The organism is Marinomonas sp. GJ51-14 (assembly GCF_055808695.1).
In genome coordinates, this window is record NZ_CM147879.1 from 242,279 (window position 1) to 262,500 (window position 20,222).

Annotated in this window: 14 protein-coding genes and 2 rRNA genes (1 of these 16 cut by a window edge); 11 read left to right on the top strand and 5 right to left on the bottom strand. The window is 39.6% G+C overall.

The genetic code is table 11. The features are described 5' to 3' along the window. The first annotated feature begins 37 nt into the window (after positions 1–37). The 3 genes from AC0L3Y_RS01195 to ygfZ all read left to right on the top strand — a co-directional run bounded on the left by AC0L3Y_RS01195 (position 38) and on the right by ygfZ (position 5,421). Complete coding sequence (locus AC0L3Y_RS01195; RefSeq protein WP_473467773.1) at positions 38–3,409, top strand: PAS domain S-box protein; 3,372 nt, start codon at positions 38–40, stop codon at positions 3,407–3,409. Next, positions 3,406–4,407 (top strand): response regulator, encoded by a 1,002-nt coding sequence (locus AC0L3Y_RS01200; RefSeq protein ID WP_473467775.1) that lies wholly within the window; start codon positions 3,406–3,408, stop codon positions 4,405–4,407. The genes AC0L3Y_RS01195 and AC0L3Y_RS01200 overlap by 4 nt, the downstream gene beginning before the upstream one ends. Before the next feature lie 96 nt (positions 4,408–4,503). Then, positions 4,504–5,421 (top strand): CAF17-like 4Fe-4S cluster assembly/insertion protein YgfZ, encoded by a 918-nt coding sequence (gene ygfZ / locus AC0L3Y_RS01205; protein ID WP_473467777.1) that lies wholly within the window; start codon positions 4,504–4,506, stop codon positions 5,419–5,421. Between the two features lie 51 nt (positions 5,422–5,472). Here ygfZ and ung read toward each other — a convergent pair whose 3' ends face one another. Together ung and AC0L3Y_RS01215 are read right to left on the bottom strand one after the other, a co-directional pair. Further along, positions 5,473–6,192, bottom strand: coding sequence for a uracil-DNA glycosylase (gene ung / locus AC0L3Y_RS01210; protein ID WP_473467779.1), 720 nt, complete (start codon positions 6,190–6,192; stop codon positions 5,473–5,475). Between the two features lie 47 nt (positions 6,193–6,239). Further along, positions 6,240–7,091 carry a phosphotransferase gene (locus AC0L3Y_RS01215; RefSeq protein WP_473467782.1) on the bottom strand — a complete coding sequence of 284 codons (852 nt, stop codon included), beginning with the start codon at positions 7,089–7,091 and terminating at the stop codon, positions 6,240–6,242. 118 nt (positions 7,092–7,209) lie between these two features. On the opposite strand from AC0L3Y_RS01215, the gene hexR reads away from it, so the two are divergent. Both hexR and putP read left to right on the top strand, forming a co-directional pair. After that, complete coding sequence (gene hexR / locus AC0L3Y_RS01220) at positions 7,210–8,073, top strand: transcriptional regulator HexR (protein ID WP_036161505.1); 864 nt, start codon at positions 7,210–7,212, stop codon at positions 8,071–8,073. Positions 8,074–8,446: 373 nt separating this feature from the next. After that, positions 8,447–9,943 (top strand): sodium/proline symporter PutP, encoded by a 1,497-nt coding sequence (gene putP, locus AC0L3Y_RS01225; protein WP_473467784.1) that lies wholly within the window; start codon positions 8,447–8,449, stop codon positions 9,941–9,943. 215 nt (positions 9,944–10,158) lie between these two features. Here putP and edd read toward each other — a convergent pair whose 3' ends face one another. Then, positions 10,159–11,973 carry a phosphogluconate dehydratase gene (gene edd / locus AC0L3Y_RS01230; RefSeq protein ID WP_473467786.1) on the bottom strand — a complete coding sequence of 605 codons (1,815 nt, stop codon included), beginning with the start codon at positions 11,971–11,973 and terminating at the stop codon, positions 10,159–10,161. Between the two features lie 426 nt (positions 11,974–12,399). Between edd and gap the strand changes: the two genes are divergently transcribed. The 6 genes from gap (at position 12,400) to AC0L3Y_RS01260 (ending at position 17,917) form a co-directional block, all read left to right on the top strand. Further along, entirely contained in the window at positions 12,400–13,413 is a 1,014-nt protein-coding gene (gene gap, locus AC0L3Y_RS01235) for a type I glyceraldehyde-3-phosphate dehydrogenase (protein WP_473467788.1), read from the top strand. Positions 13,414–13,492: 79 nt separating this feature from the next. After that, positions 13,493–14,941 carry a pyruvate kinase gene (gene pyk / locus AC0L3Y_RS01240; RefSeq protein ID WP_473467790.1) on the top strand — a complete coding sequence of 483 codons (1,449 nt, stop codon included), beginning with the start codon at positions 13,493–13,495 and terminating at the stop codon, positions 14,939–14,941. Between the two features lie 27 nt (positions 14,942–14,968). Then, positions 14,969–15,424: a methylglyoxal synthase gene (locus AC0L3Y_RS01245; RefSeq protein WP_473470572.1), complete on the top strand. Its 456-nt coding sequence runs from the start codon at positions 14,969–14,971 to the stop codon at positions 15,422–15,424. Positions 15,425–15,630: 206 nt separating this feature from the next. Continuing rightward, complete coding sequence (purE, locus tag AC0L3Y_RS01250) at positions 15,631–16,122, top strand: 5-(carboxyamino)imidazole ribonucleotide mutase (RefSeq protein ID WP_473467792.1); 492 nt, start codon at positions 15,631–15,633, stop codon at positions 16,120–16,122. A gap of 3 nt (positions 16,123–16,125) precedes the next feature. Then, positions 16,126–17,190 (top strand): 5-(carboxyamino)imidazole ribonucleotide synthase, encoded by a 1,065-nt coding sequence (gene purK / locus AC0L3Y_RS01255; RefSeq protein WP_473467794.1) that lies wholly within the window; start codon positions 16,126–16,128, stop codon positions 17,188–17,190. A gap of 244 nt (positions 17,191–17,434) precedes the next feature. After that, positions 17,435–17,917 carry an Lrp/AsnC family transcriptional regulator gene (locus AC0L3Y_RS01260; RefSeq protein WP_473467796.1) on the top strand — a complete coding sequence of 161 codons (483 nt, stop codon included), beginning with the start codon at positions 17,435–17,437 and terminating at the stop codon, positions 17,915–17,917. Between the two features lie 906 nt (positions 17,918–18,823). Here the strand turns inward: AC0L3Y_RS01260 and rrf are convergent. Beyond that, positions 18,824–18,938: ribosomal RNA gene (gene rrf / locus AC0L3Y_RS01265) — 5S ribosomal RNA — on the bottom strand. Positions 18,939–19,163: 225 nt separating this feature from the next. Beyond that, positions 19,164–20,222 (bottom strand): 23S ribosomal RNA (locus AC0L3Y_RS01270) (it continues 1,838 nt past the right edge of the window).

Below are 20,222 nucleotides of genomic sequence, written 5' to 3' on the forward strand. Positions count from 1 at the left end.
TTATTAACTTATCTACAACAAGGCAATAAAAAACTGAATGCAATGGCTTAATGATTTTTTTATCAACTCAACGAATGACAACACTTTAGTTATGGGTGACTACAACTATTTTCTAGTTGTACTTTCTATTACTCTTGCAGCCGTAGCGTCTTTTTTTGCACTCCATTTCGCTTCTATCGCTAAGCATATCGTCGTTCAAAAATACAAAAACATTGCGCTAATATCTGGCTCTTTCATCATGGCTGGAGGTATTTGGAGTATGCACTTTGTTGGTATGCTGGCTTTTAATATGGGCCACCCTATCGCATATGATCCATTACTTACCGCGCTATCTATTATCCCAAGTGTCCCTGCGTCATATGTGACTTTGAAAAAACTAATTCAACCAAGGCTCACCATTTGGCAATTATTGATCAATGGTGTCCTTGTAGGCCTCGGTATTGGTGCTATGCACTATATAGGTATGGCTGCCATGATTATGGACGTTGAATTAAAATACGACCCTACTTGGTTTAGCTTCTCTCTCGTTATTGCAGTGGTTCTCGCTTTCGTTGCACTATCCACACATTATTATGTGATAAGAATATGGCCTAAGATGAACCCTAAATGGGTAAGTGCAATTAGCGCCGGAATTATGGGAACAGCTATATCAGGCATGCATTATGCTGGAATGTCAGGCGCAAGATACATAGCGCCAGATCATCTAAGCATGTCACATATGAACCATATATCAGACACATCCACCAACTACCTTTCACTTGTCGTTGCTGTTATAACGCTACTACTTTCTATCCTAGCTGCAAATATTGCGTCTCAACTACGTTACCGTCAGCTTTTACTTGAAAAAACAGCAAGTGAAGTCCGTTTAAAAACGACACTAGATACGGCTATTGATGGAATAATCACTATTGATGGTAACGGCATAGTAAAAGAATTTAACAAAGCTGCGGTGCACTTATTTGGGTGGCAAGAAACAGACATTATTGGTCGATCTTTTGACATATTGTTCCCCAAAAAATACAGTGATGAATTCCATGATTTTTTATTACAGTATCGAACGACTGGCAAAAAAAGCATATCTGGAACAGAACGTGAAATTTATGCAACAAATAAAAATGGCCGTCTTTTTCCAATCAGAATAGGGGTTGGTCGAGTTGATATTATTGACAGTGAAACGCTTTTTGTCGCATTCATCAGTGACATTTCAGCTAGAAAACAGATGGAAGAAACCATCAGAAACAGTGAAAAACAGTACAGCTCTTTAATTAAAAATATTCCTGGTGCTTCTTTTCGCTGTCTAATGGATAAAAGTTGGACGGAGATTTTTGTCAGTGATGCAATTTACGACATAACAGGATGGCAAGCTACTGATTTTTATAGCAGAACTGTTGCCCTTGCTAAACTGATCCACCCAGATGACGATGATAGAGTTTCCAATACTATTAAAGAATCTGCTCAAGAGCACAAAACCTACAAAATAGAATATCGTTTAAAACACAAAGAAGGCCATTTTGTTTGGGTAATTGAAAATGGATCTGTCATTCATAATGAGGATGGTATTCCAGAATGGATTGATGGTGTCATTTTAGATATTTCGCAACGTATAGAAATAGAGAATGAACTACGGCAAGCAAAAGTCAAAGCGGAAGCCTCTGCAGAAAGCAAAGCTTTATTTCTAGCTAATATGAGCCATGAAATACGAACTCCAATGAATGCAATCATAGGGTTCTCAGATATTCTATTAGAATCCGATACGTCAGCAGAAAATAAAAAACACCTGATCACCATAAGCAAATCATCACGCTCATTATTACATCTACTTAATGACATACTAGATAGTGCTAAGCTAGATAAAAACAAACTTGAACTGGATATGCAGAATTTTGTGCTTGCTAATACTGTTGATACGGTCATATCGACACTATGGCTGCAAGCTAGAAGTAAAGGGTTAGAATTACATTTTGATATTGATCCAGATGTGGCCATTGCCTACCATGGCGCAGAAGATCGAATTCGCCAAGTTCTTATGAACCTATTAGGTAATGCTATAAAGTTCACAGAAATAGGTAGCGTCACTCTTACAGTTTCTAAAGAAGATGATAACGTCCGTTTCTCTATTCAAGATTCAGGCATTGGAATTCCAGAAGAGAGATTAAAGAGTATTTTTGACCCATTTACTCAAGCTGACGCTTCGATGAGTAGACGATTTGGTGGCACAGGACTAGGAACAAGCATATCTAAACAGCTTGTTGATCTAATGGGCGGTGAAATTAATGTGACCAGTAAACTTGGACAAGGAAGTTGCTTCTACTTTGACCTTCCTCTTAAAGAGTCTGAGCTTCCTATCGAAAAAAAATTAACTCAACAAGCGGTTATTACGCCTAAAAAAATCCTTTTAGCGGATGATGTTGAGCAAAACCTAACGCTATTAACCTTATTATTAAAACGTCAGAATCACGGCATATTCTTGGCAAAAGACGGTTTAGAGGCAGTCAAACAATTCAAGTCTATCCAGCCAGATATTATCCTAATGGACATTCAAATGCCCAATATGGATGGTTTAACTGCTACACAGGTGATCCGTAGCTACGAAGCAGAGCATAAGCTTGATCGCACACCTATTATTGCCCTAACTGCAAACGTTCTATTGGAAGATAAATTAGAAGCAGAACATGCAGGCATGGATGGTTTTGCCAATAAACCAATAGACTTTCATTCATTGGTTGAAGAAATGGCAAGAGTATTGGATGAGTCCCCTACTCTGATCGAGAAAGAAACCGCAAACTACGAAGTAGCCAAAAGTAAAAATGACCAAATAAATCTAGAAAAAGGTTTATCACTGTGGAATGACATGTCGGTTTATTTAACTGAGTTAGATAAATTCGCTCACCAATACAGCCATTTAGTAAGTACATTATCGGACTACTTATCAACTCAAAAATACCATGAATTAAAAACTCTATCTCATACAGTAAAAGGAACCGCTGGTAATTTAGCTATGCTACCGATTTCTAACTTAATGGCTAAAATAGAATGCTCAGCGACTTCGCAAAAGCATGAAAAATGTCAACAAAACATTGAATATTTATCTGACCTTTTTACTAAGTTTATTGAAGAATTAAAAAGCTTAACTTCACAACTCAAGAAAAATGAGACTAAATCAGGAAACAGCTATCAAATAAAGTTGCATATAAATGAACTTCTATCTTTGCTTGATGAGCTCATTCATTCGGCAAATTTAGGGGAGATAGATGAAACTAAAATTAACTTATTTATCGAAAACGTATCACAACATATGAAAAGACAAGCCATTGAGGCAAGCAATTCAATTATCAACTTCGAATTTACTAATGCTATAAACGCCCTCACTTCTTTAAAAGAACAAATATTACAGGAGGCAGGTGAATGAGAATCGGAAGCAGAAAGGCACCTCGTATTCTATTGGTTGATGATGAACCAACAAATTTAAGAGTCCTTCGCCAAGTACTACAGGACCATTATCGCTTATCTTTCGCTCGTTCTGGTCAAGATGCATTAAATCTAGTTAAAAAAGAAACCGTTGATATCATTCTTCTTGATGTGATGATGCCAGAAATGACCGGCTTAGAGGTTTGCGAGCAGCTAAAAAACGATCCTAAAACTGCGCATATTCCTGTCATTTTTGTCACAGCACTCAAAGACAGCGCAGATGAAGAGAAAGGTTTTGAGCTTGGTGCTGTTGATTACATTGTAAAACCTATTATTCCTGCCATTGTTTTAGCAAGAGTCAAAACCCATTTATCTTTAATCAAAGCTGATGAGCTTGTCGCAACCCATATAGATCTAATACAAAGATTAGGTCGGGCTGCGGAATACAAAGACAATGAAACAGGTATGCACGTACAGCGCATGAGTCGCTACTCGAAAATCATAGCGTTAGCTCGTGGTTTCTGTGAGGAATCAGCAAACGATCTAATGATGGCTGCTCCTATGCATGACATTGGAAAAATAGGTATCGCAGACAATATTTTATTAAAACCCGGTAAGTTAACTACCGATGAATACGAGATAATGAAAACTCACGTACAAATAGGTGGTGAGATTTTATCCAACCCTAGTTCTTATCTTATTGAACTGGCTCAATCTGTCACAATGACACACCATGAAAAATGGGACGGCAGTGGGTATCCTAATGGTCTAGCGGGTGAAGAGATTCCCATAGAAGGTCGTATCGTCGCATTAGCCGATGTCTTTGACGCCCTAACTAGTGAACGTCCTTATAAAAAAGCTTGGTCAATCGACGATGCACTAGATTACATTATGGAGCAAAGTGGAAAACATTTTGATCCAGAGCTTACCCCATTACTTCGTCAAGAACTACCAAAGTTGCTTGAAATAAAAGCACAGTTTGCGGAAGCCATGGCATAAAAAAATCATTATTTCATTACCATTGAAAACCTTGAAATAGCTCTTATTGATAAGTTACTTACACGGCTCAACTGCGACTTTTATGGAAATGATTTTATGACTTTATCTTACGACACTTTAACTTCGCCATTACGGGATAAAACAGCCACTGCAAGACTCAAAGACATTGGTGTTTTACGGATCACTGGCCTAGATTCAAAAAAACTGTTACAAGGTCAAGTTACATGTAACGTAAATAAACTGTCTCCTAATCATGCTTTATATGGTGCTATATGCAGCATTAAAGGTCGTATTATTACGAGTTTTTATGTTGTACAGAAAGACAATGACATCCTCCTGCTGATGGCTAGAGATTTAGTTGAAACTACATTACTTCACTTAAAAAAGTATGCCGTATTTTTTAAAACAGAATTAGTCAATGATAACGACGCTTTCCATGTTTATGCTCGCACTAGGCTAAACAGCATTGAAACAACTCCAGAAAAATTATCAGAAACACTACCCATCACCGTTGAAAACAAAACGATTTCTATGACCTTGAGTCATTATCCAGTGGAAACTCAATGGCTAATCTGTAATGTTGAAGACCCTTCCATTAAAGAAGAAAACCAGGAGCTAGTCGCACTATCAGCTTTAGCTGCTCGCCCTATTATTACTCAGGAACAGAGCGAAACTGTCTTACCTCAATGGCTAAACATGCAGCGCACAGGAGGAATTAGCTTTACCAAGGGTTGTTATACAGGGCAAGAGATTGTGGCTCGTATGCAATATCGTGGAAAGTCTAAAAAGCAGTTAGCTCTGTTTCAATGGAAGGACAACCTTGATACGACAAAAGAGCTTATGGACGATCAAGGCAAAAACATTGGCCATGTCTTCTCTGTTGAAAGTATACAAGGTGGAGAGTTAGCACTGGTCATCTTAAATATTGATCCAAGTGAAACAGAACACTTCTTGTTAGATGGTAAAGATATTTCAATACTCCCACTGCCGTATTCACTAGAAGCCACAAAATAAAATATCTTTATATAAAAATGGCGTCCTATTAAGTTAATAGACGCTATTTTTTCAAAGCGGAAGCATTATCTGCTCGTTTTCTTTTAGCTCAGTACAGCGTTCAATAGGGCTTAACTCCCATTTTATTGATTCTTTGCCAAGCTTCTCCAAATAGGCATTTGCTTTCGAGAAATGTTGGCAACCTAAAAAACCACGATACGCAGACAAAGGCGAAGGATGAACACTTTCTAATAGATAGTGCTTTTGACGATCAATGTGTCGCCCTTTTTTCTGCGCATAAGCCCCCCATAACATGAAAACAACACCATCATGCTCTTCATCAATAAGCTTAATAATTTTATCGGTGAAAGTTTCCCAACCTTTATTTTGATGAGAACCAGCCTTTCCTGCTTCAACGGTTAAAACACTGTTCAACAATAAAACACCTTGCTCTGCCCACTGTAGTAGATAACCGTGATTAGCCGGAGAAATACCTAGATCGGCTTCCAGCTCTTTATAAATATTCATCAAAGATGGCGGAACTTTAATGCCAGGCTTAACAGAAAAAGACAAGCCATGGGCTTGTCCTTCACCATGATAAGGATCTTGTCCAAGAATCACGACTTTTACTTTATTAAAAGGAGTCAGGTTTAAAGCATTAAAATAGTCAGATTCCTCGGGATAAATCCTGCCCTTTTGTTTCTCGGATTGCAGAAATTGCTGTAGAGACTTCATGTAGTCTTTATCAAACTCAGATGCCAGCCATTTATTCCAATCAGGTGCCAATGTCATTATTCCAATCTCATTAATAGTTTCATTCTCACCATAACTTAAGTGTTTTAGGTCAGAAGAAAGGGGTTCAAACTTGGTGTTGTCTTGAATTCATAATAATACTCAAGAGATATTGTATCTTCTGGTGTTAATAAGTGTTTTAACAACAACCAAGCCATCTCTCTCAATCCATACGCCTTAATATAGCCAGCTATTGCTTCAAGTGTTTCACCCATAGGTAAACTTGGTTGATAAGAAGTAACTAACAAAGCAATTTGTCTATCATCTAAATTGTGAGATTTTGCAATAACGGCAAGATCAAACAAAGCATCACCTGTACCAGAATATTCCCAGTCTATTAGCCAAAGCTTTTCATCATCCATAAGAAAGTTTTTAGGATTCAGATCATTATGGCAAAGTACAGCGGGAAGAATCATCGCAGGACGAGCTAACTGTTCAAAAATTGCATGAAGGTACTCATATTCAGCGCAGACTGAAGCATCGTTTACCCCATGCTGTTTGATCATTTTAAAGTAATGCTCAATAACATCAAAAACCAAATACTCATGCTCACTGATTGGTAAGCTGTGAGCCTTAGTAAGTGCTTGAGCGATACGAACGATGTCCTTGTCTTGATGAACTACAGACCAATCTAAAGAAGGCTGATTTACAAAATTACAAGCAACACCACCGAATTCATCATGCCAAACAACTTTTGGAGACAAACCTGCCGATGCAGCAAATTTTAGTGTGTTGATTTCATTAAAGCGATTAATATAAAAAGCTGAACAATCAATGTTTGGTACTCGCAATACGAGCTGTGGTAATTGATCCCAATGAATCAAATATACTCTATTTGAAAAGCCGCCTTTGAACTCTGTCGTTTCAATCTTAGAAGACGTTGGCAATATACCTGCCATCTTTGAGAAATACTTATATAATACCGTCATTTTTAATGATTTTATTGCCAGAATTGTAAGCGGCTGTCAGAATGAACAAATCAACAATCCGAGTCAATAGACAACTTGAAGCAGATAAATGAATAAACACGAAGATATTATTCGTAAGATACAAGAGCGACTGAGCACTTTAAGCAAATCTGAGCGAAAAGTCGCTGAAGCCATTCTTGCGGATCCTAAAACAACCATACATTCTAGTATCGCCAAACTTGCAGCGCGAGCTCAAGTAAGCGAACCAACCGTCAACCGTTTTTGTCGTAGTCTTATTGGCAGTGGTTTTCCTGATTTTAAAGTATCCCTTGCTCAAAGCTTGGCTACAGGTACACCTTACGTAAATTTAAACGTAGAGCCTGATGATGCACCAGGTGCGGTGACAACTAAAATATTTGAAGCAGCAAAAAATAACTTAACACGCGCTCAAGAGATCCTTCCTGAACATCTTATCAGTCGTGCTGTTGATGTTTTGGCACAAGCTCGCCGAATTGAATTTTATGGTTTAGGTGCTTCAGGTCCAGTTGCTCAAGACGCACACCATAAGTTTTTTCGTCTGAATATGCCTGTCGTCGCTTACATAGACATTCTAGTACAACGTATGGCGGCGGCAGGGACTCACCCTGGCGATGCGGTTGTGGTAATTTCCTACACAGGTCGTACATTGCCATTAATAGAAACAGCACGAGTTGCTCGTGAAGCTGGTGCATCTGTTATAGGCATTACTAATCCAGGCTCTCCGTTAACAGAGCATTGCTCTATTGTATTGCCAATTGAAGAAACTGAAGATACTGATATTTATACACCAATGAGTTCACGTATCGTCTATTTAACGTTAATTGACGCTCTAGCCACAGGCGTTCTTTTAAAACGAGGCCCAGAGTTCAACGCTCACCTTAAAAAGCTTAAACAAAGTGTGCAAGATACTCGCCTGCCTAAAATCGAAAAGTAGTTATACAAAAGAAAGGCACATGCAATGTGCCTTTCTTCTTTTTCATATTCTAGATAATCAAAAAGCATTTTCCTTACATTTTATCTAAAAGGTCTTTTTTCAGACTTTTTTGTAACTTTGCGAGAGAATTTTGAAAGATTATCCAATCCGAGCAACCTAGAATCGGGGCAAGTCTTGAGTTAGATCAAAAATATTTCATTATCTTTACGTCAATGTGATAATTTTCATCGAAAAATTCAAGGACTATTCACAACAAAAATAATTTTCGGACGCATTGAAACTGACATTTAGATCAAGTGTTATTTCCATAAATAAGTAGCTTTTTTTATAAAAACCTACGGCGTTCATAATATTTCAACGAGGAACAATAACAATGATAGAAAGCAGTTATGCAATTAGCTTTACATTCCTAGCTTACCTAGTCGTTATGCTAGGCATTGGACTATACGCTTACAAACGCACTTCTAGCTCAGAAGACTACTTCCTTGGCGGTCGCTCTTTGGGACCTTGGCCTACAGCTTTATCCGCTGGCGCATCAGACATGAGTGGCTGGTTGCTACTAGGTTTACCAGGATACGCTTTTGCGGCTGGTATGGAGTCTGTGTGGATTGCAGGAGGCCTTCTTGTTGGTACATGGTTAAACTGGCTCATTTGTGCAAAACGCCTACGTACTTACAGCATTACAACAGATAACGCACTTACACTTCCTGATTTCTTATCAAAGCGTTTTAATGACAAATCCAAGTTAATCCAAACGATTTCAGCTTTATTCATTTTGCTTTTCTTCTTGTTTTATACAAGTTCAGGTTTAGTGGCTGGCGGTAAACTGTTTGAAACAGTATTTGGTCTTGATTACACCTATGCCGTTATTATTGGTACAGTTTGTGTCGTTTCTTATACTATATTCGGTGGTTTCCTCGCTGTTGCTTGGACAGATCTGGTTCAAGGTCTAATGATGAGTGCTGCTTTGGTTATCGTGCCAATTGTTGCCCTTGATGGAGGTTTCTCAGACCTTTCTAACACGTTAATGGCTAAGAATCCTGAGTTACTGAATGCTTGGACAAATATTAGTGGCGAACCACTTAGTGCTATCGCGATTATTTCTCTTGTTGCCTGGGGCTTAGGTTATTTTGGTCAACCTCATATCCTAGCTCGCTTTAAAGCATCACGTTCAAACAAAGACATTACTACAGCTCGTCGTATTGCCGTAATTTGGACATTAATATCTATGGCTGGTGCTTTATTAATTGGCTTCGTAGGTATTGCTTATGTTGATGGCAACTTGGCTGGTAACCTTGCTGATGGTGAAAAAATCTTCATGGTTCTTGTTAATGCTGTATTCCACCCTATTGTAGCTGGTATTTTATTGGCAGCTATTCTAGCGGCAATTATGAGTACTGCAGATTCACAACTACTTGTTTCTTCTTCCGCTTTAGCAGAAGACTTCTACAAGCAATTGTTTAATAAAAACGCGACTCAAAAGCAGATCGTAAACATAGGCCGTTTTGCAGTAGTTGCCATCTCCATCATTGCTTTGTTACTTGCCTTGAATCCTGAAAGCTCAGTACTAGGTCTTGTATCTTACGCATGGGCAGGTTTTGGTGCAGCATTCGGTCCAGCGATTTTACTGAGCCTATTCTGGCGTAATATGAACCGCAATGGTGCTTTGGCCGGTATTATTGTTGGTGGCGTAACCGTTGTTGTTTGGAAACAGTTAACTGGTGGTTTATTCGATCTATACGAAATACTTCCAGGCTTCCTTTTTTCTACTATTGCTATCATTATAGTAAGTGTCGCTACTGGCACTCCTGAAGAGTCAGTGACTGAATCTTTTGATGAATATGAGAAAGCACTAGATACAATGGAATAAGTACAAACAGAATGAATTAAGCTCTATATATTCATTTAAAAAGCTCGAAGCTATTAATAGATTCGGGCTTTTTTATGGTTAAAAGGTAGTCATATTAAGAGGGCAAAAGCACTTAGAACGAGCATCCTCACTGACAAATTCCAGGCAAAAAAATGGGGCTTGAAACAAGCCCCTAAACACCATTTACTAACAAGCGTTAGTAGTCAGAGGAAAGGTTAATCATTAAATAAGCTACAAGCACCCTGTTCGGCACCGCTTACCAAGATACGTTGCGCACTAAATAATTCTCGCCCCATACCTTGATGAGAATCGGCTAAATCTTGTTTAGCCGCCTCTCGATTATTAAGTTCTTCATCAGAAACCAGAACAGACAATGTTCCTTCGATTGCATCAAGACGAATCATGTCACCATCTTTAATCTTAGCAATCAAGCCGCCAGCCAGAGCTTCCGGTGTTAAGTGAATGGCAGCAGGAACTTTACCGGATGCACCAGACATTCGACCATCTGTTACTAATGCAACCTTATAACCTTGGTCTTGTAAGTTGCCAAGATATGGCGTCAGCTTATGCAATTCAGGCATACCTATTGCTTTCGGCCCCTGGAAACGAACCACAGCAACACAGTCACGTTTAAGTTCACCACTCGCGATAGCATCAGCCAATGCATTTTGACAATGAAAAACGACAGCTGGCGCTTCAACAATACGACTATCCTCTTTTACTGCAGAAACTTTAATGACAGCACGGCCAAGATTTCCTTTAAGAAGAGATAAACCGCCCTCTTTGCTGAAAGGTTCTTCAATTGGTCGGATAACATCTAAGTCTAAACTTTCACTAGGACCATCACGCCACACTAATTTGTCGCCCTCTAGGAAAGGCTCTTTTGTATAATGAGACAAACCTTTACCTACAATGGTGTTCACATCTTCGTGGAGCAGGCCACCTTTCAATAATTGCTTAACAAGGAAAGCCATACCGCCAGCAGCGTGGAAATGATTAATATCAGCTTGCCCATTAGGGTAAATACGTGTCATAAGCGGTACAACTTTAGATAAAGCAGCAAAGTCATCCCAAGTAATAATAATGCCAGCCGCACGAGCATAGGCAACGATGTGCATGGTGTGATTTGTTGAGCCACCAGTTGCCAATAAGCCAACGATAGAATTAACAATGCTGCGTTCGTCAATGACTTCAGACAAAGGTCGATAATCACGCCCTAGTGCAGTGATCTTAGTCGCTAATTGTGACGCATGATTTGTTAACGCACCGCGTAATGGATCATCAGGATTAACGAAGGATGAGCCCGGTAATTGCAACCCCATAATCTCAACAAGCAACTGGTTTGAATTCGCTGTACCGTAAAAAGTACAAGTCCCAGCGCTGTGATAAGAAGAAGATTCGGCTACAAGTAATTCTTCCCGAGTAGCTTGGCCTTGAGCATATCGTTGACGAACAGCAGCTTTTGCTGCATTAGTAATGCCTGAGCGCATAGGACCTGCTGGAATAAATAAAGCAGGTAAGTGGCCAAAACGTAATGCAGCAATTAATAAACCCGGTACGATTTTGTCACAGATACCTAAATAGATAGCTGAATCAAACATGTTATGTGAAAGAGCAATCGCTGCGCCTTGAGCAATGTTGTCACGACTAAACAAACTCAATTCCATGCCATCTTGCCCCTGAGTTACACCATCACACATAGCAGGAACACCGCCAGCGAATTGTGCAACAGAACCCATTTCTTGAACGGCTGAACGGATCTGGTCAGGATAGCTTTCATAAGGTTGGTGTGCAGACAACATATCATTATAAGAAGAAATGATACCAACGTTAGCAGCTTCCATTAGCGTGAGCTTTTGCTTTTCTTGAGGTTCGCATGCCGCAAAACCGTGAGCCAAGTTACCGCATGACAACTTGCCCCGATGTGGTCCTTGCTCCTGAGCTTTTTTCATATCGTTAAGGTATTTTTGACGTAAGCTCTTACTACGCTCAATAATATCGTTCGTTACTTTGGCAACAATAGGGTTCATAAATGACTCCGGTTTTAAAACAGTTGCTTCTAAAATCTAGGATGATCTGATTTTTTTTGTAATATTACTACATTTAAATCGAAAATCCTCCTTAAAAACACAACATATTGATATAAACCTATAATTTTTCGTAATTTTTTTACAAAAAATACTTAATTCGCTGTAATTCACTAGAGAATTTTCTTTTATTCGTTAGAATAGAGTGTGTTTTGTAACATTTATAATATTAGTATAGTGAAAGTGTTTAATTATGATCAAAAAACGAGCATTTATTAGTGAATTTCACACTAATCCTTGCTTAAAAAAACACTTTTGTAGTATTTTTACCTAATTGTAGTATTTTTTAATTATAAAAATGTTTTTTCTTTATTTAATCTGCACCAAAACAGTGCGGATAAATATTTTCTCAGAAGTTTAGAGGTGAGTATGACTATCAAGGTAGCTATTAACGGATATGGACGAATTGGACGTAACACTCTTAGAGCTCTATATGAGTCTGGTAAGCGTGATCAAATCCAAATAGTAGCCATTAATGATCTTGGTGATTCAAAAACCAATGCTCATTTAACAAAATACGATACAGTTCATGGTCGTTTTGGTGAAGAAGTTACATTTGATAATGAAGCTTTGTACATCAATAAAGATAAAGTTCTTACTTTCTCTGAGCGTAACCCTGCAGACCTTCCTTGGGCCGAACTTGGTATTGATGTTGTTTATGAATGCACAGGCTTTTTTACAACAAAAGAGAAAGCAAGCGCTCATATTACAGCTGGTGCTAAAAAAGTCATTATTTCTGCTCCAGGCAAAGAAGTTGATGCAACGATTGTATATGGTGTTAACCAAGATGTATTAACATCTGACATGACTGTTATCTCTAACGCATCTTGTACAACAAACTGTCTAGCGCCTGTTGCTAAACCATTAAGTGACAAATTAGGCATTGAAAGTGGCCTGATGACAACCATTCACGCTTATACAAATGATCAGCGTCTATCAGACGTTTATCATGAAGATCTATACCGTGCTCGTGCTGCAGCAATGAATATGATTCCAAGTAAAACAGGCGCTGCGGCGGCTGTAGGTTTGGTGGTTCCAGAGCTGCTAGGAAAATTCGATGGTATGTCAGTACGCGTACCAACAATCAATGTGTCATTGGTTGACTTAACTTTCTTAGCACCACGTGAAACAACTGCGGAAGAAGTTAATAAGATCATTGAAGATGCTATTAAAGCAGATCCAGTACTTGCAGAAGTTTTACATGTAAATCATGAGCCACTTGTATCTTCTGATTTCAACCACAGCGCTTACACATCAAATTTTGACGCTACACAAACTCGCGTTCAGGGTAAGCTAGTCAAAATCATGGCATGGTATGACAACGAGTGGGGATTCTCTAATCGTATGCTCGATAATACTATTGCATTGATGAACGCAAAATAATCAATATATAAAGGCTGCTGACGCAGCCTTTATCTTTTCCTATACTTCACTTCAAGCTCTCTAATTTTTGGTAAATAAAATGACTCGTAGAACTAAAATTGTTGCCACTTTAGGCCCCGCTTCCAGCTCACCAGAAATGATCGAAAAATTAATTTTGGCTGGCGCTAACGTTTTCCGTCTAAACTTCTCTCACGGACAACCAGAAGATCACATAAACCGTGCTGAAGTTGTTCGCGCTATGGCGAAAAAGAACAATCGCCATATTGCTATTCTTGGTGATCTACAAGGGCCAAAAATACGTATTGCTCGTTTTACGAATACAAAAGTTGAACTTAAAGATGGTGATACTTTTATTCTAGATGTTGGCTTTGATAAAAATGCTGGTGATGAAAAGCGCGTTGGTATTGATTACCCTCAGCTGGCAGAAGATTCAGAACCAGGTAACATTTTATTATTAGATGATGGTCGTGTTGTATTAGAAGTACTTGAAGTTAAAGGCATGGAAGTCATCACTAAAGTTATTGTCGGTGGACCTCTATCCAACAATAAAGGGATCAACCGTCAAGGTGGAGGCTTATCCGCTGCAGCATTAACAGATAAAGACAAAGAAGACATCAAAACAGCAGCAGCACTAAAAGCAGATTATCTTGCTGTTTCATTCCCACGCAGTGCTGCCGATCTGCATGAAGCTCGTGCTTTAGCGGAAGCTGCAGGACTTAAAGCTGGAATAGTTTCTAAAGTAGAGCGTGCTGAAGCAGTTGCTGATCACGAAACATTAGACGCTATCATCCTAGCATCTGATGCCGTAATGGTTGCCCGTGGAGACTTAGGTGTAGAGATTGGTGATGCTGAGCTTATTGGTGTTCAAAAACACATGATCAAGCGTTGTCGTCAATTGAACCGTCCTGTGATCACTGCAACACAAATGATGGAAACCATGATTACCAGCGCAATGCCAACTCGTGCTGAAGTCTTCGATGTTGCCAATGCTGTTTTAGATGGGACCGACGCCGTTATGCTATCTGCTGAAACTGCTGCTGGTAAATATCCAGAAGAAGTTATCCATACAATGAATCGTGTTTGTGTAGGTGCTGAAAAACAACCTGCAATCAACCGCTCTAGCCATCGTCTTGATGTAACATTTACCAATATCGATGAAACAATTGCAATGTCAGCTATGTATGCTGCCAATCATCTAGAAGGTGTGAAGGCGATTATTAGCTTAACTGAATCAGGTACAACACCTCTTTTAATGTCTCGTATTAGCTCTGGATTACCTATTTACGCACTATCTCCAAATCAAGAGACGCTAAATAAAGTCAATCTTTATCGTGGTGTTACACCTGTATCTTTCTCATCACAAAAATTTAACGTAGATACTATTGTTGCAGGTTTGGTTGATCATGTTAAATCTCTTAACTTGATCAAAGACGGCGACCTAGTTATTGTGACAAAAGGCGATCACCTTGTTAGCTACGGCACGACAAATATGATGAAAGTAGTTAAAGTCGGTGATGTTAAAGAATAACCAACACTGAAGGGTTATATTGTGCAGTTGCAACAAAAAACCATCATAACACCAGAGCGTAAGAACGTCGCTCTGGTGGCCCATGATAATATGAAGCCAGCACTCATAGATTGGGCGGAAAAACATAAAGATAAGCTCATCAAACATCATCTTTACGCTACAGGTACAACCGGGAATTTAATGCAAAAACAATTAAAGGTTCCGGTTCAAGCCCTTATTAGTGGTCCACTTGGTGGAGACCAACAATTAGGCGGTTTGATTGCTGAAGGTAAAATTGATGTACTTATTTTTTTCTGGGATCCGTTTGAGCCTATGCCCCATGATCCAGATATAAAAGCATTACTTCGTGTTGCTGCGGTTTGGAATATTCCTATTGCTTGTAGCGTTTCATCTGCAAATTTTCTTGTTTCATCTCCTTTATTTGAAAGTGAGTTCGAACGAAAAATTCCAGATTACGAAAACTATCTAAAAGAGCGACTATAAAGTCGCTCTTTTCTTTTACATTCCCTAAAATCAAATAAGCCTAAACAATCTCAGCACTCGCTGTTTTATTCGAAATCCGCTATATTAACGCCCATTATTATCTGATATCTATGTGTTAGGCCTCATAAATATCAGATATTTTATTTACCTATTCAACGTACCACCTCTCTTAACACCACGTTGAAAAAATCATCAGGAGAAATGTTTTGCAAGTAGATGTCGCCCTAATAATGGGATCAAAAAGTGATTGGGTTACTATGGAAGGTGCCGCTGAAATCATGGATATCCTTGGAGTAAGTTACCACGTAGAAGTGGTTTCAGCCCATAGAACACCTGTTAAATTAGCTGAATTTTCCGAAAGCGCTGCGGATAAAGGGTTTAAGGTAATAATTGGTGGCGCTGGCGGTGCAGCCCACTTACCAGGCATGGTTGCAGCTCACACACACCTCCCAGTTCTCGGCGTACCAGTACAAAGTAAAGCATTAAATGGAATGGACAGCTTACTATCAATAGCGCAAATGCCAAAAGGTGTTGCTGTTGGCACTTTAGCAATTGGGAATGCTGGCGCATTCAATGCCGGTTTATTGGCTTGCCAAATTTTAGCTACGAACAACCCGGAACTAGCTCAAAAAATTAAAGCGTTTCGAGCCAATCAAACAGAAACTGTTTTAGCACATCCAGATCCAAGAGAGGCCTAATTTATGTCAATTCTATGGGTATTGGGAGCAGGTCAATTAGGTGCAATGCTTAAACAAGCAGGAACACCAATTGGAATTGATGTACGTCCTATCGATATAGAATCGACGGATGTATTACCTTTAAAAGCAGAAGATATAGTAACTGCAGAAAGAGAAGAATGGCCAGATACAGCAGCAACAAGACAACTTGCTACTCATAATAACTTTGTCAACTTAGCCACCTTCCCTCAGCTTGCTGATCGATTAACACAAAAACAATGGCTAGATCGTCTCAACCTCGCTACAGCCCCTTGGTTTCCTGTAGAAAAAGACTCTACTGCAGAATACGCCTATCAAACATTAGGTAATCGAGTACTAATGAAGCGCCGTCGAGGTGGCTACGATGGAAAAGGTCAATATTGGCTAAAAGAGTCAGAATTAACAAAAATACCTGATGACTGGAAAGGTCAAGCAATTGCAGAGCAAGCCATTAACTTTGATGAGGAAGTATCACTAGTTGGAGTTCGAGGTAAGAATGGTGATAAATACTTTTACCCTCTTACTCTAAATTTACATATCAATGGCATTTTATACGCATCTATATCTCCATTGAAACGACTTAAACCACTTCAAAATAAAGCAGAAGAAATGTTAAGCAAACTAATGGACACTTTAGATTATGTTGGTGTGATGGCCATGGAATGCTTCCGTGTGGGAGATAGTCTACTTATCAATGAACTTGCACCTCGCGTCCATAACAGCGGACACTGGACTCAAGCTGGCTCAAGTGTATCCCAGTTTGAAAACCATGTACGTGCCGTTACAGGGCTCCCACTCGCCCCTGCTGAAATAAAAAACAAAAGTATGATGGTAAACCTCATTGGTGTAGATCTAGATCATCAATGGCTTAAAATTAAAGGTCTAGAACTTCATTGGTATGGAAAAGAAGTTAGACCAGGAAGAAAAGTTGGTCATTTGAATTTTTGTTCAAATGATAACAGCGTATTACAAAACGCGTTGAAAGAATTAGCTCTTCCAGAACCCTATCCTGAAGCGATCAATTGGATGGCTGAAAACCTTTCAAAATAGCTCAATTTTCTTCTTAATTTAAATGCCACTGCTAGAGAACTATCAGTGGCATTTCTTTCAACACTTATTTCTTATTACAAATATCTACTAATTTAGATCCGAATCGTGCAAAAAAATGTTTAAAAATTAGTAATTTTAATGTTTTTTAACTTGTTTCCTTTACAAAACCCCTTATTCTAAATGTCCTAACGAAAAGTATAAAAAAACATAACAGCACAATTTAGATGCTGGTAAGGAATATTGAATGAATAATATAGAATTAGATAGTTATGATTGGCGACTACTTAAAGCACTCCAATCAAATGCAAGACTAAGTAATGTTGCACTTTCAGAACAAGTAAATCTATCTCCTTCTCAATGCTCACGACGCTTACAACGACTTGAACAAAATAATTTAATTGAAGCATATTGCACTCAACTAGATGCCACTAAATTAGGTTATCAAGTAACCGCCTTTATTAATGTTATATTAGATAAAACAACAAGCGAACCAGATACCGCTTTTAAAACAGCAGTAGCCGAGATGACTAAAGTATTAGAATGTTATTCAGTGAGTGGTGAAGCAGACTACTGGCTACGAGTCATAAGTGAAGACCTACCTTCTTTATCATTGTTTTTAAATGAAACCATTTCTGCATTGCCAAGTGTAAGAGAGATAAGCTCAACCCTAGTCCTCAATCGTGTTAAATACTCATCTTCTTTTCCTTTACCTGATTTAATTTCTTAAGCCTATTTTAGAATAAATTAAGTTTTAAAATTCTTATTTTACCATTGCACAATGAATTCAATCTCGATAAAGTATTATTCAGACAGAGGGCAAAAGGACTTGCCTTAACCTCCATGATGGAGGCTCTGTCGCTCTTTAAGGATAAAGCAAGAGCTGCAAGGATGCAGCGGAAAGCCTCTCTCATATTAGCTTACCATTACTTCTTCCTTTCAATTTTTTAAAACTCTTTTAGGTATTTATTTACTCAAATTTCGCTCATTGAAATTCAATTTTTCATAAAACAGCATTATTCTAGGCGTCATAGACTGGGCTTCTGCCCAACAATTCAAATCAAGTATTGGCATAAATACCAGCCTACATTTTTTTGATTCCCAACAGCCAAAAAAGAAAAACGTCTTCCCTATTATTGACGCTGACACATTGACGATGGGATGTTGTTTTTCATTAACTCTGACGGGTCGAGGAAGGCCTAAACAATAAAAGGTAAGGCAGTAGATCTAAAGGAGTAGCGTCTTGGTTGTCATTTACGCAGACGCGTCGAGGCACGAGACAGGCGCAAGTAAATGACAACCAAGACGCTCTCGTTTCCAAATAGGCCAGAACGAAAAAAACCCACACAGCGTTGGCTATGTGGGGCTCTTAGTATTATAAGCTTGACGACTTACTGCTCTCACATGCTTAGCTGCAATAAAAAACCCCACACAGCGTTGGCTATGTGGGGCTCTTAGTATTATAAGCTTGACGACTTACTGCTCTCACATGCTTAGCTGCAATAAAAAACCCCACACAGCGTTGGCTATGTGGGGCTCTTAGTATTATAAGCTTGACGACGACCTACTCTCACATGCGTGTTTGCAATAAAAAGCCCCACACAGCGTTGGCTATGTGAGGCTCTTAGTATTATAAGCTTGACGACGACCTACTCTCACATGGGATCTCCCACACTACCATCGGCGATGACGCTTTTCACTTCTGAGTTCGGGATGGGATCAGGTGGTTCAACGTCTCTATGATCGTCAAGCAATTCGGTTGCGTTCGTTCTGGTGGCTTTCTTTCGTTGGCCTTACCAAAACACGCGAAGACATGCTTGGATCTTTAACAATTCGTTTTGAAATAACGTCAATCAAGTATTAAACCGATGCTCATCATTGCTGATGCTTTATCGTAATATGTGTCTCTTTCTGATGATCTATTAGAGTCTTTTTCATTCTCTCTTCATATCCATCCAAAACCACTTTGGTGTTATATGGTCAAGCCTCACGAGCAATTAGTATTGGTTAGCTCAATGCCTCACAGCACTTACACACCCAACCTATCAACGTCCTAGTCTCGAACGGCTCTTTAGGGGACTTATGTCCCAGTGAGATCTTATCTTGAGGGAGGCTTCCCGCTTAGATGCTTTCAGCGGTTATCCCGTCCGAACGTAGCTACCCGGCAATGCCACTGGCGTGACAACCGGAACACCAGAGGTTCGTCCACTCCGGTCCTCTCGTACTAGGAGCAGCTCCTCTCAAATCTCAAACGTCCACGGCAGATAGGGACCGAACTGTCTCACGACGTTCTAAACCCAGCTCGCGTACCACTTTAAATGGCGAACAGCCATACCCTTGGGACCGGCTTCAGCCCCAGGATGTGATGAGCCGACATCGAGGTGCCAAACACCGCCGTCGATGTGAACTCTTGGGCGGTATCAGCCTGTTATCCCCGGAGTACCTTTTATCCGTTGAGCGATGGCCCTTCCATACAGAACCACCGGATCACTAAGACCTACTTTCGTACCTGCTCGACGTGTCTGTCTCGCAGTTAAGCGTGCTTTTGCCTTTACACTCTATGCATGATTTCCGACCATGCTGAGCACACCTTCGTGCTCCTCCGTTACTCTTTGGGAGGAGACCGCCCCAGTCAAACTACCCACCACACAGTGTCCTCGATCCAGATAATGGACCTGAGTTAGAACCTCAAACATACCAGGGTGGTATTTCAAGATTGGCTCCAATAGAACTGGCGTCCTATCTTCAAAGCCTCCCACCTATCCTACACAAATAGGTTCAAAGTTCACTGTGAAGCTATAGTAAAGGTTCACGGGGTCTTTCCGTCTAGCCGCGGATACACAGCATCTTCACTGCGATTTCAATTTCACTGAGTCTCGGGTGGAGACAGTGTGGCCATCGTTACGCCATTCGTGCAGGTCGGAACTTACCCGACAAGGAATTTCGCTACCTTAGGACCGTTATAGTTACGGCCGCCGTTTACTTGGGCTTCGATCAAGAGCTTCGCTTACGCTAACCCCATCAATTAACCTTCA

What these genes read in the sequence shown, in the direction of transcription:
- AC0L3Y_RS01195 (WP_473467773.1), top strand. Translation starts at nt 38, where the DNA reads ATGCAATGGCTTAATGATTTTTTTATCAACTCAACGAATGACAACACT.
- AC0L3Y_RS01200 (WP_473467775.1), top strand. Translation starts at nt 3,406, where the DNA reads ATGAGAATCGGAAGCAGAAAGGCACCTCGTATTCTATTGGTTGATGAT.
- ygfZ (WP_473467777.1), top strand. Translation starts at nt 4,504, where the DNA reads ATGACTTTATCTTACGACACTTTAACTTCGCCATTACGGGATAAAACA.
- ung (WP_473467779.1), bottom strand. Translation starts at nt 6,192, where the DNA reads ATGACATTGGCACCTGATTGGAATAAATGGCTGGCATCTGAGTTTGAT.
- AC0L3Y_RS01215 (WP_473467782.1), bottom strand. Translation starts at nt 7,091, where the DNA reads ATGGCAGGTATATTGCCAACGTCTTCTAAGATTGAAACGACAGAGTTC.
- hexR (WP_036161505.1), top strand. Translation starts at nt 7,210, where the DNA reads ATGAATAAACACGAAGATATTATTCGTAAGATACAAGAGCGACTGAGC.
- putP (WP_473467784.1), top strand. Translation starts at nt 8,447, where the DNA reads ATGATAGAAAGCAGTTATGCAATTAGCTTTACATTCCTAGCTTACCTA.
- edd (WP_473467786.1), bottom strand. Translation starts at nt 11,973, where the DNA reads ATGAACCCTATTGTTGCCAAAGTAACGAACGATATTATTGAGCGTAGT.
- gap (WP_473467788.1), top strand. Translation starts at nt 12,400, where the DNA reads ATGACTATCAAGGTAGCTATTAACGGATATGGACGAATTGGACGTAAC.
- pyk (WP_473467790.1), top strand. Translation starts at nt 13,493, where the DNA reads ATGACTCGTAGAACTAAAATTGTTGCCACTTTAGGCCCCGCTTCCAGC.
- purK (WP_473467794.1), top strand. Translation starts at nt 16,126, where the DNA reads ATGTCAATTCTATGGGTATTGGGAGCAGGTCAATTAGGTGCAATGCTT.
- AC0L3Y_RS01260 (WP_473467796.1), top strand. Translation starts at nt 17,435, where the DNA reads ATGAATAATATAGAATTAGATAGTTATGATTGGCGACTACTTAAAGCA.